This is a genomic window from Pseudomonas sp. LB3P58 (assembly GCF_054897895.1).
This window is the reverse complement of sequence record NZ_JBUBVE010000001.1, coordinates 5609079-5623752: the sequence shown is the minus strand read 5'-3', so window position 1 is coordinate 5623752 and position 14674 is coordinate 5609079. Positions and strand designations below refer to the sequence as shown.

At 60.5% G+C, this 14674-nt stretch carries 19 protein-coding genes; 5 read left to right on the top strand and 14 right to left on the bottom strand.

Annotated elements, in window-relative coordinates; translation table 11 throughout:
• The 6 genes from metW to ACYZTZ_RS26215 form a co-directional block, all read right to left on the bottom strand.
• On the bottom strand, positions 1-621 hold the full coding sequence (gene metW / locus ACYZTZ_RS26240) for a methionine biosynthesis protein MetW (protein ID WP_008152632.1): 621 nt from the start codon (positions 619-621) through the stop codon (positions 1-3).
• 7 nt (positions 622-628) lie between these two features.
• Complete coding sequence (metX, locus tag ACYZTZ_RS26235; protein WP_462000111.1) at positions 629-1768, bottom strand: homoserine O-succinyltransferase MetX; 1140 nt, start codon at positions 1766-1768, stop codon at positions 629-631.
• Between the two features lie 181 nt (positions 1769-1949).
• Positions 1950-2246 carry a DUF167 domain-containing protein gene (locus tag ACYZTZ_RS26230; RefSeq protein WP_415758753.1) on the bottom strand — a complete coding sequence of 99 codons (297 nt, stop codon included), beginning with the start codon at positions 2244-2246 and terminating at the stop codon, positions 1950-1952.
• Positions 2247-2250: 4 nt separating this feature from the next.
• Positions 2251-2841, bottom strand: a complete 591-nt coding sequence (locus tag ACYZTZ_RS26225; RefSeq protein WP_008152625.1) for a YggT family protein — start codon at positions 2839-2841, stop codon at positions 2251-2253.
• A gap of 10 nt (positions 2842-2851) precedes the next feature.
• Positions 2852-3670, bottom strand: coding sequence for a pyrroline-5-carboxylate reductase (gene proC / locus ACYZTZ_RS26220; protein WP_056738949.1), 819 nt, complete (start codon positions 3668-3670; stop codon positions 2852-2854).
• A gap of 35 nt (positions 3671-3705) precedes the next feature.
• On the bottom strand, positions 3706-4392 hold the full coding sequence (locus ACYZTZ_RS26215; RefSeq protein ID WP_429533151.1) for a YggS family pyridoxal phosphate-dependent enzyme: 687 nt from the start codon (positions 4390-4392) through the stop codon (positions 3706-3708).
• Between the two features lie 55 nt (positions 4393-4447).
• On the opposite strand from ACYZTZ_RS26215, the gene ACYZTZ_RS26210 reads away from it, so the two are divergent.
• On the top strand, positions 4448-5482 hold the full coding sequence (locus ACYZTZ_RS26210; RefSeq protein WP_462000110.1) for a type IV pilus twitching motility protein PilT: 1035 nt from the start codon (positions 4448-4450) through the stop codon (positions 5480-5482).
• A 103-nt stretch (positions 5483-5585) separates the two neighbouring features.
• Here the strand turns inward: ACYZTZ_RS26210 and ACYZTZ_RS26205 are convergent, their stop codons facing one another.
• Positions 5586-6206 carry a C40 family peptidase gene (locus ACYZTZ_RS26205; protein ID WP_462000715.1) on the bottom strand — a complete coding sequence of 207 codons (621 nt, stop codon included), beginning with the start codon at positions 6204-6206 and terminating at the stop codon, positions 5586-5588.
• 250 nt (positions 6207-6456) lie between these two features.
• Between ACYZTZ_RS26205 and ACYZTZ_RS26200 the strand changes: the two genes are divergently transcribed.
• Positions 6457-6888 (top strand): NINE protein, encoded by a 432-nt coding sequence (locus tag ACYZTZ_RS26200; protein ID WP_462000109.1) that lies wholly within the window; start codon positions 6457-6459, stop codon positions 6886-6888.
• Positions 6889-6984: 96 nt separating this feature from the next.
• Here ACYZTZ_RS26200 and ACYZTZ_RS26195 read toward each other — a convergent pair whose 3' ends face one another.
• The 7 genes from ACYZTZ_RS26195 to gshB all read right to left on the bottom strand — a co-directional run bounded on the left by ACYZTZ_RS26195 (position 6985) and on the right by gshB (position 12990).
• Positions 6985-8256, bottom strand: coding sequence for a dihydroorotase (locus tag ACYZTZ_RS26195; protein WP_008152614.1), 1272 nt, complete (start codon positions 8254-8256; stop codon positions 6985-6987).
• Entirely contained in the window at positions 8253-9257 is a 1005-nt protein-coding gene (locus ACYZTZ_RS26190; RefSeq protein ID WP_462000108.1) for an aspartate carbamoyltransferase catalytic subunit, read from the bottom strand. Before ACYZTZ_RS26190 ends, ACYZTZ_RS26195 begins: the two co-directional genes overlap by 4 nt.
• A 27-nt stretch (positions 9258-9284) precedes the next feature.
• Entirely contained in the window at positions 9285-9788 is a 504-nt protein-coding gene (gene pyrR / locus ACYZTZ_RS26185) for a bifunctional pyr operon transcriptional regulator/uracil phosphoribosyltransferase PyrR (RefSeq protein ID WP_008152613.1), read from the bottom strand.
• Positions 9789-9872: 84 nt separating this feature from the next.
• Complete coding sequence (gene ruvX / locus ACYZTZ_RS26180) at positions 9873-10310, bottom strand: Holliday junction resolvase RuvX (RefSeq protein ID WP_005792259.1); 438 nt, start codon at positions 10308-10310, stop codon at positions 9873-9875.
• Complete coding sequence (locus ACYZTZ_RS26175) at positions 10310-10882, bottom strand: YqgE/AlgH family protein (protein ID WP_046045231.1); 573 nt, start codon at positions 10880-10882, stop codon at positions 10310-10312. Before ACYZTZ_RS26175 ends, ruvX begins: the two co-directional genes overlap by 1 nt.
• Before the next feature lie 180 nt (positions 10883-11062).
• Positions 11063-11959, bottom strand: a complete 897-nt coding sequence (locus tag ACYZTZ_RS26170) for an energy transducer TonB (protein WP_462000107.1) — start codon at positions 11957-11959, stop codon at positions 11063-11065.
• 77 nt (positions 11960-12036) lie between these two features.
• A complete protein-coding gene (gene gshB / locus ACYZTZ_RS26165) occupies positions 12037-12990 on the bottom strand; it encodes a glutathione synthase (protein WP_046045233.1) in 954 nt (317 codons plus the stop codon).
• A 235-nt stretch (positions 12991-13225) separates the two neighbouring features.
• Between gshB and pilG the strand changes: the two genes are divergently transcribed.
• Genes pilG through ACYZTZ_RS26150 form a run of 3 tightly spaced genes read left to right on the top strand, consistent with a single transcriptional unit; the run spans position 13226 to position 14597 of the window.
• On the top strand, positions 13226-13630 hold the full coding sequence (pilG, locus tag ACYZTZ_RS26160; protein WP_008152601.1) for a twitching motility response regulator PilG: 405 nt from the start codon (positions 13226-13228) through the stop codon (positions 13628-13630).
• Between the two features lie 57 nt (positions 13631-13687).
• The gene (pilH, locus tag ACYZTZ_RS26155) at positions 13688-14053 is read left to right on the top strand and encodes a twitching motility response regulator PilH (protein ID WP_008068134.1); all 366 of its coding nucleotides are present in this window, start codon (positions 13688-13690) and stop codon (positions 14051-14053) included.
• A 10-nt stretch (positions 14054-14063) separates the two neighbouring features.
• Positions 14064-14597, top strand: coding sequence for a chemotaxis protein CheW (locus tag ACYZTZ_RS26150; protein WP_415758761.1), 534 nt, complete (start codon positions 14064-14066; stop codon positions 14595-14597).
• The last annotated feature ends 77 nt before the right edge of the window (positions 14598-14674 follow it).

Genomic DNA, 14674 nt, shown 5'->3' with positions numbered 1-14674 from the left:
TCAGACAGCGACCTTGTGATCCTGCAGCCCGGGGCTGCTGACACGGTAAATACCGATCTCACCTAACAGATTAGGCCATAGCTTACTGGCCCACCCGTGCCGATGCTGTTGATCCACGGCAAGCCGATCAATGACCCTGGCTTCACGTTCGCGACACAACGCTTCAAAGTCTTCGAAGGTGCAAAAGTGGATGTTCGGCGTGTTGTACCAGGTGTACGGCAGAAAATCGGACACCGGCATCCGGCCCTTGCTCGCCAGGTACCAGCGGCAGCGCCAGTGACCGAAGTTGGGGAAGGTGATGATGCACTGGCGACCGACGCGCAGCATTTCGTCGAGGATCTTGTCCGGGTAGTGCACGGCTTGCAGCGCCTGGGTCATGACCACGACGTCGAAGCTGTTGCTGGCAAAGTTGCCCAGGCCCTTGTCCAGGTCCTGCTCAATCACGTTGATGCCCTTGGCCACGCACTCGGCGATGTTGTCCGGGTCGTTTTCCAGGCCATAGCCGGTCACTTGCTTGTTATCGCGCAGCCAGGTCAGCAATTCGCCATCGCCGCAACCGAGGTCGAGCACGCGGCTGCCGGCGGGGATCCATTCCTGGATGATTTCCAGATCAGCTCTCATGGCTTTCTCACAACGTAATGCGGTTCATGTAATTGCTGAATGCCTGCAAGTAGCGCGGGATCGGAATCAGGAAGGCGTCGTGGCCTTGCGGAGCATCGATCTCGAGGTAGCAGACGTCTTTCTTGGCCGCCATCAGCGCGTCCACCAGTTCCCGCGAGCGGGCAGGGGAGAAGCGCCAGTCGGTGGTGAAGGACATCACGCAGAACTTGGCCTGGGCGTTGGCGAAGGTTTTCGCCAGGTCGTCGTCGAAGTTCGCCGCCGGGTCGAAGTAATCCAGCGCCTTGGTCATCAGCAGGTACGTGTTGGCGTCGAAGCGCCCGGAGAACTCTTCGCCCTGATAACGCAGGTAGCTTTCGACCTGGAATTCGACGCTGTGGAAGTCGTAGTTGAGCTTTTCGCTCTTCAGGCCCCGGCCGAATTTCTCGCCCATGGAGTCATCGGACAGGTACGTGATGTGCCCGACCATCCGCGCCAGCATCAAGCCACGCTTGGGGATCACGCCCGCTTCCTGGAACGAACCGCCGTGGAACTCGGGGTCGGTGAGGATCGCCTGGCGCGCCACTTCGTTGAAGGCAATGTTCTGCGCCGACAGCTTGGGGGCCGAGGCGATGGCCAGGCAGTGGCGAATGCGATCCGGGTAGGTGATGCTCCACTGCATCGCCTGCATGCCACCGAGACTGCCGCCAATCACGGCGGCCCATTGGTTGATGCCGAGCAGGTCTGCCAGGCGCGCCTGGCTGTGAACCCAGTCTTCCACGGTCAACACCGGGAAGTCGGCACCGAACGGCTTGCCTGTTTCCGGGTTGGTGCTGCTCGGGCCGGTAGAACCGTTGCAACCGCCGAGGTTGTTCAGGCTGACCACGAAGAATTTGTTGGTGTCGATTGGCTTGCCAGGCCCGATGCAGCTGTCCCACCAACCGGGTTTACGGTCGTCGGGGCTATGGAAACCGGCAGCGTGATGGTGACCCGACAAGGCGTGGCAGATCAGCACGGCGTTGCTCGCCGCGGCGTTCAGCGTGCCGTAGGTTTCGTAGATCAGGTCATAAGCTGGGAGCGAACGGCCGCAGGCCAAGGCCAGGGGTTCACTGAAGTGCGCCACTTGCGGCGTCACCAGACCAACAGAATCGGGGGGAAAGGCAGCTGGCATCGACCCTGCTCTCGTTGAAATGAGGCGTAAGTCTAAAGACCGCTGCCTTTAGCAGCAAGCTAAGGCCGGGCCTGATTTCATTCAGTTAGACCGAGGTGTTGCAATCGCGAGCAGGCTCACTCCCACATTGGATTGCATTCCCCTGTGGGAGTGAGCCTGCTCGCGATGAACGATGACGCGGTCAGCCTGCCGGGCGCAGCAGGTCAGGCAAGTCCGGCAACTTCTTCGGCGAGCAAATCCGCACCCGCTTCTGCCGGTTCAACTCGCCGCTAATCAAACTCACCTGACTCTTGGACACCCCGAACGCCTTGGCCAGAAACGCTATCAAATACGCATTGGCCTTGCCTTCAACCGGCGGTGCCGTCAGGCGAATCTTCAATCGATCACCATGCAGCCCGCAGAAATCATCGCTGCGGGCCGCCGGTTGCAGGTGACATTCCAGAATCAGGTCGTCACCGTCCCAGCGAAAGTAGCTCACCGGGTCAGATCAGCAGACGCAGGATTTCCGGCATCATCGTCATGGCGGCGAGGTTGTTGATCACCAGCATGTCGATCAGCTTGAGCACCATGAACGCCAGGATCGGCGAAATATCCAGGCCGCCAAGGCTTGGCAGAATCTTGCGGAACGGCGCCAGGGCCGGTTCGCAGATCTGGTTCACCAGCTCGGCGCCAGGGTTATGGCTACCCGGTGCGACCCAGGACAGGATCACGCTGATGATCAGGGCAAAGAAGAAAATCTTCAGGAACAGCGCGGTCACGCCGATCAGCGACCAGATCAGCAACTGCAGCGGGTTGCCAGTGGTGCCGTAAGTCAGCAGCAGGGTCAGGGCCATCAACGCCAGTTGCACGAGGATTGCCAGCACCAGCGAGGACATGTCGAGGCCGAACATGCTAGGGATGATCCGGCGCAGTGGCTTGAGCAGCGGCTGGGTGGCTTTCACGGCGAACTGGCAGAGCGGGTTGTAGAAGTTCGCGCGTACCAGTTGCAGCACGAAGCGCAGCAGCACGATCAGCAGGTACAGGCTGCCGAGGGTTTGCAGCACGTAGACCGCTGCAGTGTTCAATCCAATCATGTAAGGCTCCTTATTGACCCAATTGTTCGGCCATCTCGGCCGAGCGGTGCGCAGCGGCGCCGAGTGCTTTTTCTACCAGGGCTTCGAAGCCGCCGGCCTGGAACGACTTGATCGCCGCTTCCGTCGTGCCCGCAGGCGAGGTCACGCGGCGACGCAGTTCCGCAGCGTCGACGTCACTGGCCACGGCCATGTGAGCAGCGCCCAAAGCGGTTTGCAGGGTCAGTTGTGCGGCGATGTCTGCTGGCAGACCGAGCTTCACGCCCGCGGCGGTCATGGCTTCGATCAGCAGGAAGAAGTATGCAGGGCCCGAGCCGGAGACGGCGGTGACCGCGTCCAGTTGTTGCTCTTCATCCAGCCACAGTGCGATGCCGACGGCGGACAGCAGTTCTTGTGCCTGTTTGCGTTGCTCGGTGTTCACTTCAGCCGTGGCGAACAAGCCGCTCACGCCCTGACGCAGCAGCGCCGGGGTGTTGGGCATGCAACGCACGATCGGTTGGGCGCCAAGCCAGTTGTTCATGCTGGCGCAGGTGATGCCGGCCGCAATCGAGACCACCAGTTGATTTGGCTTGAGGCTTGGGCGAAGCGCTTCGCAGACGGCTTTCATCGCTTGAGGTTTGACCGCCAATACGACGACTTCGGCACCCTGGATGGCGTCGGCGTTGTCGGCGAACACCTCGATACCGTGTTCAGCGTTCACGCGAGCGCGGGTTTCAGCGCCCGGATCGCTGGCGCGGATCTGCGCGGCGTCCAGACCTTTGGCGCGCAGGCCGCCAATCAGGCTGGCGGCCATGTTGCCGGCACCGATAAAGGCAATACGAGTCTTGCTCATGTCAGGTCCTTATAAAGAGAGGAGTCAGCCATTTTTCAAGGCTGACCGTAGTCGCGGGCGCCAAACAGGGCCGTACCGATACGGACCCAAGTGGCGCCTTGGGCGATGGCCGACTCAAGGTCGTGGCTCATGCCCATGGAAAGTGTGTCGAGCGGCAGGTTCAGGCTGGCTTGCAGGCTTTGTACGGCAGCAAAAGCGGCATCCTGGGCGGCGCGATCTTCAGTCGGCTCGGGGATTGCCATCAGCCCGCGCAGCTTGATGCGTGGCAGTTCGCTGATGGCATTGGCCAGGGCCGGCAGGTCGGCCGGGGTGCAGCCGGACTTGCTGGCTTCACCGCTGACGTTGACCTGGATGCAGATGTTCAGTGGCGGCAAATCGGCAGGACGTTGTTCGGACAGGCGTTGTGCGATTTTCAAACGATCCACGGAATGCACCCAGGCGAAGTGCTCGGCGATAGCGCGAGTCTTGTTCGATTGAATGGGGCCGATGAAGTGCCAGATCAAGGGCAGGTCGGCCAATTCGAGCTGTTTGCTCAGGGCTTCCTGCAGGTAGTTCTCGCCAAAGTCGCGCAGCCCGGCGGCATACGCTTCGCGCAGGGCCTCGGCGGGCTTGGTCTTGCTCACAGCCAGCAGCTGGACACTGTCTTCGTCGCGTTTTGCGGCAAGGGCGGCAGCGTGGATGCGTGAACTAACCTGAGCAATGTTGTCTGCTATCGTGGACATCAAGAGGCGCCGGCGGCTGAAGGTTCGCGGCATTCTACTGGAATTGAGGAACGCTATGGATATCACTGAGCTGCTGGGTTTCAGCGCGAAACAGGGCGCATCCGACTTGCATCTGTCTGCCGGCCTGCCACCGATGATTCGGGTCGACGGCGATGTGCGGCGCATCAACCTGCCGGCCTTGGACCACAAGCAGGTGCAGGCGCTGATCTACGACATCATGAACGACACGCAACGGGTGGACTTCGAGAAGCACCTGGAGACCGACTTCTCCTTTGACGTGCCCGGCGTGGCGCGTTTTCGGGTTAACGCGTTCAACCACAATCGCGGTGCTGGCGCGGTGTTCCGGACCATTCCGTCCAAGGTCCTGAGCATGGACGACCTCGGTATGGGGGAAGTGTTTCGCAAGATTACCGAAGCGCCGCGAGGGCTGGTGCTGGTGACCGGTCCGACCGGTTCCGGCAAATCCACCACCTTGGCAGCGATGATCGATCACCTGAACACCCATCGCCATCAGCACATCCTCACCATCGAAGACCCGATCGAGTTCGTCCACGAGTCGCGCAAATGCTTGATCAACCAGCGTGAAGTCCATCGTGATACGCGCAGCTTCGCCACGGCTCTACGCTCGGCTCTGCGGGAGGACCCGGACGTGATTCTGGTGGGGGAGATGCGGAGTCTCGAGACCATTCGCCTGGCGTTGACCGCCGCCGAAACCGGTCACCTGGTGTTTGGCACGCTGCACACGACATCGGCGGCGAAAACCATCGATCGGGTGGTGGACGTGTTTCCGGGGGACGAGAAGTCGATGGTCCGTTCGATGCTGTCCGAGTCGTTACTGGCGGTGGTGTCGCAGACGTTGGTCAAGAAGATCGGCGGCGGGCGGATCGCGGCCCACGAAATCATGCTCGGCACGTCGGCGATCCGTAACTTGATCCGCGAAGACAAGGTGGCGCAGATGTACTCGTCGATTCAAACCGGGAGGGGGCTGGGGATGCAGACGCTGGATATGTGCTTGAAGGAGCTGGTGAACAAGGGCTTGATCAGCCGCGAGCATGCGCGGGAGAAGGCGCGCACGCCGGATGGTTTTTGAGGCTTGAAAGCAAAAGATCGCAGCCTGCGGCAGCTCCTACAGGGAAATGCATAGTCCCGTGTAGGAGCTGCCGCAGGCTGCGATCTTTTGATCTTGCTTCAAATCAGCGTTGAACAACCTGTATGGCGTTCTTCTCTTTCGGCATAACCCGCTTGGCAACCACGTAGTGGCTTTCCCAGTAGGGTTTTTTCAGCGTGTCGATGGTCACCGACTTGCCACGACGTGGTGCGTGGATGAAGCGGTCGTTGCCCAGGTAGATGGCAACGTGATTGACCCGACGGCTCTTGATGTTGAAGAAAATCAGGTCGCCAGGCTTCAGATCCTTGCGATCGACTTTCTCCCCATGACCACTGGCCATGGCGTTGGAAGTGCGCGGCAGGTCAAACGTGGCGTCGTTGAACGCGTATTTCACCAAGCCACTGCAGTCGAACCCTTTACTTGGACTGCTGCCGCCCCAACGGTAAGGAGTACCGAGGACGTTTACGGCGCGGCTCAGCACGTTGCTGCTTTCCTTGGTCGCCATCGGCGGAACCAGGCCGCTTTTGCTGCTGCTCAGCAGGGGGGCGCGTTTTACGGTCTGTTTGTTTTTGCTCGAAGGAGCAGAAACATGGGATTTTTGGGTGTAACCATTAACGTTAGGAAGACGTTGCTCACGATTGGTGGCGTGGGCGGCCAGTGGCATCAAAAGGCAAATGGTTAGCCATGTCTTGAAAAATGGACGCATTAGGCAAGGCTCATATAAGTTAGCGCGCAACTTTATAACAGCTTTTTTGGCCCTTCCGAGGCCGTTGGTCGATTCAACCTTGGGGTCAACGGAACCAAATAAGCGGAAAATAGACGCGATTGTCGGACACAACGCTTGTGGTACAAGGCTTTCACGGGACACAAGGTAGCATTTGCCATACGTCGGCAACCTGTAAAAAAGTCACAAAGATTTAAAGAATATTTATCTATCGTGTGAATCGAGGTCCTTCATGAACACCTATCAACAGCCCGTTCCGCATCAAGACACGCACAGCAAAGTGATCGGTTACCTGCTGTGGGTTTTCGGTTTTACCGGCGCTCACCGCTTCTATTACGGCAAGCCGGTGACGGGGACGATCTGGTTCTTCACCTTCGGTTTGTTGGGTATCGGTTGGCTGATCGACGTGTTTCTGATCCCGGCCATGGACCGTGAAGCAGACCTGCGGTTCACCGCGGGGCCTATCGAATACAACGTAGCGTGGATTCTGCTGACGTTTCTTGGGGTGTTCGGCGTACACCGGATGTATCAGGGGAAGTGGATCAGCGGATTGCTGTATCTGTTGACGGGTGGGTTGTTCTTTCTGGGGGTGCTGTATGACTTCTGGACGCTGAATGACCAGGTATCGATTCGCAATGCGCAGAATCGAGGCGCTTTCCAGTAAGTCATCGTCGGATCGCCGCCCGGAGCCGGCTCGCTCCCACAGGGTTGATGCGGTCCTTGTGGGAGTGAGCCTGCTCGCGATTGCAGCGACGCGGTCTTAAGCCTGGTGGCTAATGCGTCCATCCACCAAGGTGTAACGCACCACGCCCGGCAGGCTGTGGCCAATGAACGGGCAGTTTTCGCCTTTGGACAGCCAGGTTTCACCAGCCACAGTCGACGCCGCCGGATCGAACAGCACGATGTCCGCCGGTCCACCTACCGCCAGTTTGCCCGCCGGCAGGCGCAACGCCTCGGCAGGTCCGGTGCTCAATCGCGCCAACAACGTCGGCAGATCCAGCAAACCGTCTTCCACCAGCGTCATTGCCAACGGTAGCAGCAGTTCAACGCTGCTGATGCCCGGTTCGGTGGCCCCGAACGGCGCCAGTTTGGCGTCCCGCTCGTGGGGTTGGTGATGGCTGGAGATCGCCGAGACGACACCGGATTTCACCGCTTCACGCAGGCCATCGCGGTCGGCGCGGGTGCGCAGCGGCGGCTGGACGTGATAGAGGCTGCTGAAGTCGATCAGCGCTTCGTCGGTCAGGATCAGCTGATACAGGGCGACATCGGCCGTCACCGGCAGGCCGCGAGCCTGGGCCTGAGCGATCAGGGCGACGCCACGGGCGCTGGTGAGCTGGCTGAAGTGCGCACGCACGCCACTTTGCTCGACCAGCAGCAGATCCCGTGCGAGGGCCACGGTTTCGGCGGTTTCGGGAATGCCCGGCAAACCGAGGAAGCTGGCGGTCGGGCCTTCGTGGGCCAGGCCACCTTCGGCCAGGTCATGGTCCTGAGAGTTGAAAATCACCGTCAGGTCGAATGTTGCGGCGTATTCCAGCGCCCGGCACAGCGTGCGGGTGTTGCGGAAGCTGTCCAGGCCATTGCCGAAGGCTACGCAACCGGCATCGCGCAAGGCGACCAGTTCGGCCAGCTGTTCGCCGTCCAGGCCTTTGCTCAGGGCGCCGATCGGGAACACCTTGGTGTTGCCGGCCTCGCGGGCGCGGTCGAGGATCAGTTCGGCCACGGCCGAGGTGTCCAGCACCGGTTTGGTTTTAGGCGGGCAGCACAGGCTGGTGACGCCACCGGCCGCGGCGGCGCGGGTTTCGCTGACGATTGAACCTTTACGGCTGTAGCCCGGTTCGCGCAGGGCGACGTTCAGGTCAACCAGCCCAGGGGCGGCGACCAGGCCTTTGGCGTCGAGGGTGTCGACGGCGACAAAACCGGCCGGCGCGGCGCCAAGGGCAATGATCTTGCAGGCTTCAATATGGATATCGGTAACTTGATCCAGGCCACTGGCCGGATCGATGACGCGGGCGCCGAGAATGCTGAGCTTCACTGGGCGTTCTCCTGCTCGAATTGGCGCTGGGCAGTCTGCCCGCTCATGGCCATGGACAGCACAGCCATACGAATCGCGATGCCGTAGGTGACTTGATTGAGGATGACCGAGTGCGGGCCATCGGCCACTGCCGACTCAATTTCCACGCCGCGGTTGATCGGCCCCGGGTGCATGACGATGCAATCCGGTTTGGCCCCGGCCAGGCGCGCGGTGGTCAGGCCGAACAGGCGGTAGAACTCACCTTCGCTCGGCAGCAGGCCGCCAGTCATGCGTTCACGCTGCAGGCGCAGCATGATCACCACGTCGACGTCTTTCAGGCCTGCGGTCATGTCGGTGTAGACCTTCACGCCGTATTGCTCGATGCCGATCGGCAGCAGGGTTTTCGGCGCGATCACGCGGATGTCCGGGCAGCCGAGGGTTTTCAGCGCCAGCATGTTCGAGCGCGCCACACGCGAGTGCAGGATGTCGCCGACGATAGCCACCGAAAGGTTTTCGAAGCCGCCCTTGTGCCGACGGATGGTGAGCATGTCGAGCATGCCCTGGGTCGGGTGGGCGTGACGGCCGTCGCCGCCGTTGATGATCGCCACTTGCGGGCAGACATGTTCGGCGATGAAGTGCGCCGCGCCGGAGTCACCGTGACGCACGACAAACATGTCGGCGGCCATGGCTTCCAGGTTGCGCAGGGTGTCGAGCAGGGTTTCGCCCTTGCTCGCCGACGACGTGGACACGTTCAGGGTGATCACGTCCGCCGACAGCCGCTGGGCGGCCAGTTCGAAGGTGGTGCGGGTGCGGGTGGAGTTCTCGAAGAACACGTTGCACACGGTCTTGCCGCGCAGCAACGGGACTTTCTTCACCGCCCGGGCGCCGACTTCGAGGAACGAGTCGGCGGTGTCGAGGATTTCCGTCAGCAGCTCGCGGCGCAAACCGTCGAGCGAGAGGAAGTGGCGCAGCTGGCCCTGATCATTGAGCTGCAGCGGGCGCTTGGTTTCTAGAGGCGTCATCGCGAGGGGGACTCTCAATAGGGCGAATTAAAGGGCGAGGTCTTGCAGTTCGAGCTTGAGTTCCGGGCCGGACAGTTTCACCCGTTCGTGGGCGGCCAGCGACAGGGTCGCGCCAACCACGTTCGGGCGGATCGGCAGCTCGCCGGCGTCCAGGTCCAGCAGGCACACCAATGTCACGCTGGCCGGGCGGCCGTAGTCGAACAGCTCATTAAGGGCGGCGCGGATGGTCCGGCCGCTCATCAGCACGTCGTCGATCAGCACCAGATGCTGGCCTTCGATCTCGAACGGCAGGGCGGACGGGCGCACTTGTGGGTGTAGGCCGTTCTGGCTGAAGTCGTCGCGGTAGAAGGAGACGTCCAGGGTGCCGAGGGGCGAGTCGCTGCCCAGTTCATCGAGCAACGCCTGGGCGACCCAGACGCCACCGGTACGAATACCGATGTAGCGCGGCTCGCTGATGCCACGGTGTTCCAGGTGCGCCTTGAGACGGGTCGCCATCTGGCTGATCAGTTCGGCGGGATTGGGCAGGCTCATGGTTGCTCCTTCTTGGGCCCGAGCCGGGTTCTGCTAGAGAGGTGGCTCGGGTTGTCGCTAAGTAGAGACGCGTGTTGCGGCTCTTCAGGATTCGAACAGTGCGGTGTTTTCGTCGAGCCAGCCTTGCAGCAGCAGGGCGGCGGCGATGGCGTCCACCGGGTTGTCGCGGTAGCTGCCCTTTTGTCCGCCACGATCACGTCGTTCACCCTTGGCTTCGAAGGTGGTCAGGCGTTCATCGTGGGTATAGAAGGGCAGGTTGTAGCGGCCGTTGAGGCGGCGGGCGAATTTCTCGGCGCGCAGGCACATGTCGCTCGGCGTGCCGTCCATGTTCAAGGGCAGGCCCACCACCACGGCATCGGGTTTCCACTCTTTAATCAGGGCTTCGACCTGATTCCAGTCGGGAATACCGTTTTGTGCCTTCAAGGTGCACAGCTCGCGGGCCTGGCCCGTAATCACCTGGCCGACCGCAACGCCGATCTGTTTGGTGCCGTAGTCGAAACCCAAAATCAGGCGCAGGGCCATCAGGCGTGTCCCGCCTGGCTGGTCAGCAGGCTGAGGTTGACACCCAGGTGCTTGGCCGCTGCTTCCAGGCGCAGTTCGCTGCTGGTGTTGAACAAAATATCGGCATCGAACGGGCAGGTCAGCCAGGCGTTCTGGGCCAGTTCGGCTTCCAGCTGCCCGGCTTCCCAGCCAGCGTATCCGAGGGCGATCAGGCTTTTCGCCGGACCGACGCCGTCGGCGATGGCGAACAGCACGTCCTGGGAGGTCGACAAGGCCAGTTTCTCATCAAGCTCAACGGTGGCCTGATAACTCTGCCCCGAGGGGTGCAGGACAAAACCGCGATCGGTCTGCACCGGGCCGCCGATGAAGATCGGCACATGCTGGCAGAGCACCGGCGGTTCGATGTCGGGGCGCAATTGCTCGAGGATATCGGCCAGGTTGAGGTCTTGCGGACGATTGACCACTAGCCCCATGGCACCATTGGCCGTGTGCTCGACGATGTAGGTCAAGGTGTGCGCAAAGTTCGGGTCGACCATATGAGGCATGGCGATCAGGAATTGATGCTTGAGGTAGCTGGGGCTGACGTTCTTCATGAGCGCTAGTGTGGCGTTGGAGGGGCGAACTGACAAGCTGAGGATGGCGCAATTTGGCAGTCGGCACAGGTCAAATGTGGGAGCGGGCTTGCTCGCGAAGGCGTCGTGTCAGTCGACATCAATGTTGAATGATTGACCGCATTCGCGAGCAAGCCCGCTCCCACAGGGATTTGTGGGGTGTCAGTTGCTGGAGAGTCTGTCCCCGCGGGCAAACTTCCAGGTCCGGATGATTTCCAGACGATCGATATCCGACAAATCCCCGGTAAACGGTGAAAACGGCGCCGCCAGCCGCACGATGCGCTGCGCCGCCTGATCCAGCAGCGGTTGTCCGGATGACTCCAGCACCAGCACTTCAAAGAGCGAGCCGTCGCGGTTGATCGAAACCATCAGGCGCAAATTGCCGTAGATCTGCTTGCGTCGCGCTTCGTCGGGGTAATTCAGATTACCGATGCGCTCGACCTTCTTGCGCCACTCGTCCTTATACCAGGCGCCCTTGTCGCGCATGGTCGACGCGGCGCTCAGGCGGTGGATTCGCGGGCGCTTGGCATACAACTGTTGTTCGTTGGCCAGTTCCGCTTCCAGGCTGGCGATGTCGGTGGACAGCTGTTCACTGTCGAACGTCGGCGCGGCGACGGCGGGTTTGGTGACGGGTTTGGGTTCTTCGGTTTTGGCCGCGGCCTTTTTCGGCTTGGGCGCGACGGTCGTCACGGCTGCCTTCGGTGCGGCCTCCACTTGAGGCTTGGCCGCTGGCGGTGGCGTGACTTTCTGCACCTTGTTGTCCTGGAAAGGCGCGACCTCGGTGGTCTTGGGAATTGCCTTTTTATCCAGGGTGCCGCTGCCTTCCTGATTCTCTTGAGCGAGAAAATCGGCTTTCTCAGGCTTCTTTTCGCTTTTAAAGGTGGCGAGGGTGATTTCCAGGGTTTTGCTGATTTGCTTGGGTTCGACCATCGTAAAACCGACGCCCAACAGCAAGGCCAGGTGAATCAGCGCCGCGAGAAACAGGGTAAAACCGAGGCGATCAGCCGGGCGCACGCCACGATGGGCGAGTTCAGCGGGCAGATCGGACGGGAGCGTCATGACAAAAAAACCAACATCGCGTTTTTCACAGGCCGCGGATGATAACGCAATGTTGGTCGTTTCTTGGCTGTTCTATATCAACGGGCCTTGAGCTTCTGATCGATGGCATCCATCAGCAGGCCGCCGATGTCGGTGCCGAACGCGTTATCAATCTCGCGAATGCAGGTCGGGCTGGTGACGTTGATTTCCGTCAGATGCTCGCCGATCACGTCCAGACCGACGAACAACAGGCCTTTTTCGCGCAGGGTCGGGCCGACTTGTGCGGCGATCCAGCGATCTTTCTCGGTCAGCGGACGGGCTTCGCCACGGCCACCGGCGGCGAGGTTGCCACGGGTTTCACCGGCGGCAGGAATTCGTGCCAGGCAGTAATCCACCGGCTCGCCGTCGATCATCAGGATGCGCTTGTCGCCATCGATGATTGCCGGCAGGTAACCCTGAATCATGATCTGCTGTTTGCCGTGCAGGGTCAGGGTTTCGAGGATCACCGACAGGTTCGGGTGGCCGGCGGTGTGACGGAAGATCGAAGAGCCGCCCATGCCGTCCAGCGGCTTGAGGATCACGTCGCCGTGGTGATCGGCGAATTCACGCAGTACGTCCGGGCGACGGCTGACGATGGTCGGCGGCGTGCACTGCGGGAACAGCGTGGCGAACAGCTTTTCGTTGCAGTCGCGCAGGCTTTGCGGCTTGTTGACCACCAGCACGCCAGCGCGTTCGGCTTGCTCCAACAGGTAAGTGGAGTAGACGAATTCCATGTCGAACGGCGGATCCTTACGCATCAGGATCACGTCCAGATCGCTCAGCAGCGCGTCGGTCTCGGCGTCGAGTTCGAACCATTTTTCCGGGTTGGCGAAGACTTTCAACGGCCGCATCCGCGCCCGCGCTTCGCCTTCGGCCTGGTACAAATCGCCCTGTTCCATATAGAACAGTTCCCAGCCGCGTTTCTGTGCGGCCAGCAGCATGGCCAGCGAGCTATCCTTTTTATAGGAGATGCTGGCGATAGGGTCCATGACAATCCCGACGCGAACGCTCATGGGTTTTTCCTCGAAATTGGGTGGGTCGCAGTGACCTGCAAAAGTGGCGTCAGAGTGGCGCTGAGCGTGTTCCCGGTCAAGGAAAAACCACTGCCAGGGTTGGCCGATAGATTGGTTTTGGAGACTGTGCTAAAAAGGCTGCCAAGTCGCGCTGACCCTTGAACATCAAGGGTTTCGAGCCGCTGGTAACCCGAAAACGGACAATTTGATTCGCAAAGGCGACGGCAGAGCATTTATGGAACAGCATTCCAGCGCCTTGAAGGTCATGGTGATCGACGATTCGAAAACGATTCGCCGCACCGCCGAAACGTTGTTGAAGAACGTGGGGTGTGAAGTGATCACCGCCATCGATGGTTTCGATGCTCTGGCCAAGATTGCCGACAATCACCCCGGCATCATCTTTGTCGACATCATGATGCCGCGTCTGGATGGTTATCAGACCTGCGCTTTAATCAAGAACAACAGTGCGTTCAAGTCCACGCCAGTGATTATGCTGTCGTCCAAGGATGGGCTGTTCGACAAGGCCAAGGGGCGCATCGTCGGCTCCGACCAGTTTTTGACCAAGCCTTTCAGCAAGGAAGAACTGCTGAACGCGATCCAGGCCCATGTACCGGGCTTCGCCGCCGTTTTGCCGCAGTAGGACACGCACAGTGACGCTCGGCCAGCGGGCCCGGCGTCGACAAGAATGGGGAAGACCATGGCACGTATTCTGATCGTCGATGATTCGCCGACCGAAATGTACAAACTGACCGGCATGCTGGAAAAGCACGGTCATGAAGTGTTGAAAGCCGAAAACGGCGCCGACGGCGTGGCCCTGGCCCGTCAGGAAAAACCTGACGCCGTTCTGATGGACATCGTCATGCCGGGCCTCAATGGTTTCCAGGCGACCCGTCAGCTGACCAAAGACCCGGAAACCGGGCACATCCCGGTGATCATCATTACCACCAAGGATCAGGAAACCGACAAGGTCTGGGGCACGCGCCAGGGCGCCAAGGATTACCTGACCAAACCGGTCGACGAAGAAACCCTGATCAAGACCCTGAACAACGTGCTGGCCGGTTGATCGTCCGGCCATGACCGAGTCGCTGACGGCTTTCGAACTGCTGCTGCAGATCGACCAGCGTTGTCGTCTGCTGGCGGCGGACTTGCCGTCCCAGCCGACCCGACAAGACAGTTGGAGCGGCATCGGTTTTCGCTTGGGCGAGCACTGGTACGTCGCGCCGATGGGCGAGGTCAGCGAAGTGTTGCACGAGCCTCGGTTCACCCAGCTGCCGGGGGTCAGACCCTGGGTCAAGGGGGTGGCCAATCTGCGCGGGCGTCTGTTGCCGATCATCGACCTGTGCGGCTTCTTCGGGCATGAGTTGTCAGCCGTGCGCAAGCAGCGCCGGGTCTTGGTGGTGGAGCATAACGAGGTGTTTACCGGGTTGATGGTCGATGAGGTTTTCGGCTTGCAGCACTTTGCCCAGGACAGCCTGGAACCGGTAGATACCTTGAGCGGCCCGATTGCACCGTTCATCAAAGGCCGGTTTCAGCGTGAGCAGACCTGGCAAGTGTTCAGCCCGTTTGCGTTGGTGCAGTCACAAAGCTTTATGCACGTCGCACTGTAACTGGAGTGACGCAGATCCAATGTGGGAGCGGGCTTGCTCGCGAAGGCGGTGGGTCAGTCAGCATTGATGTTGAATGA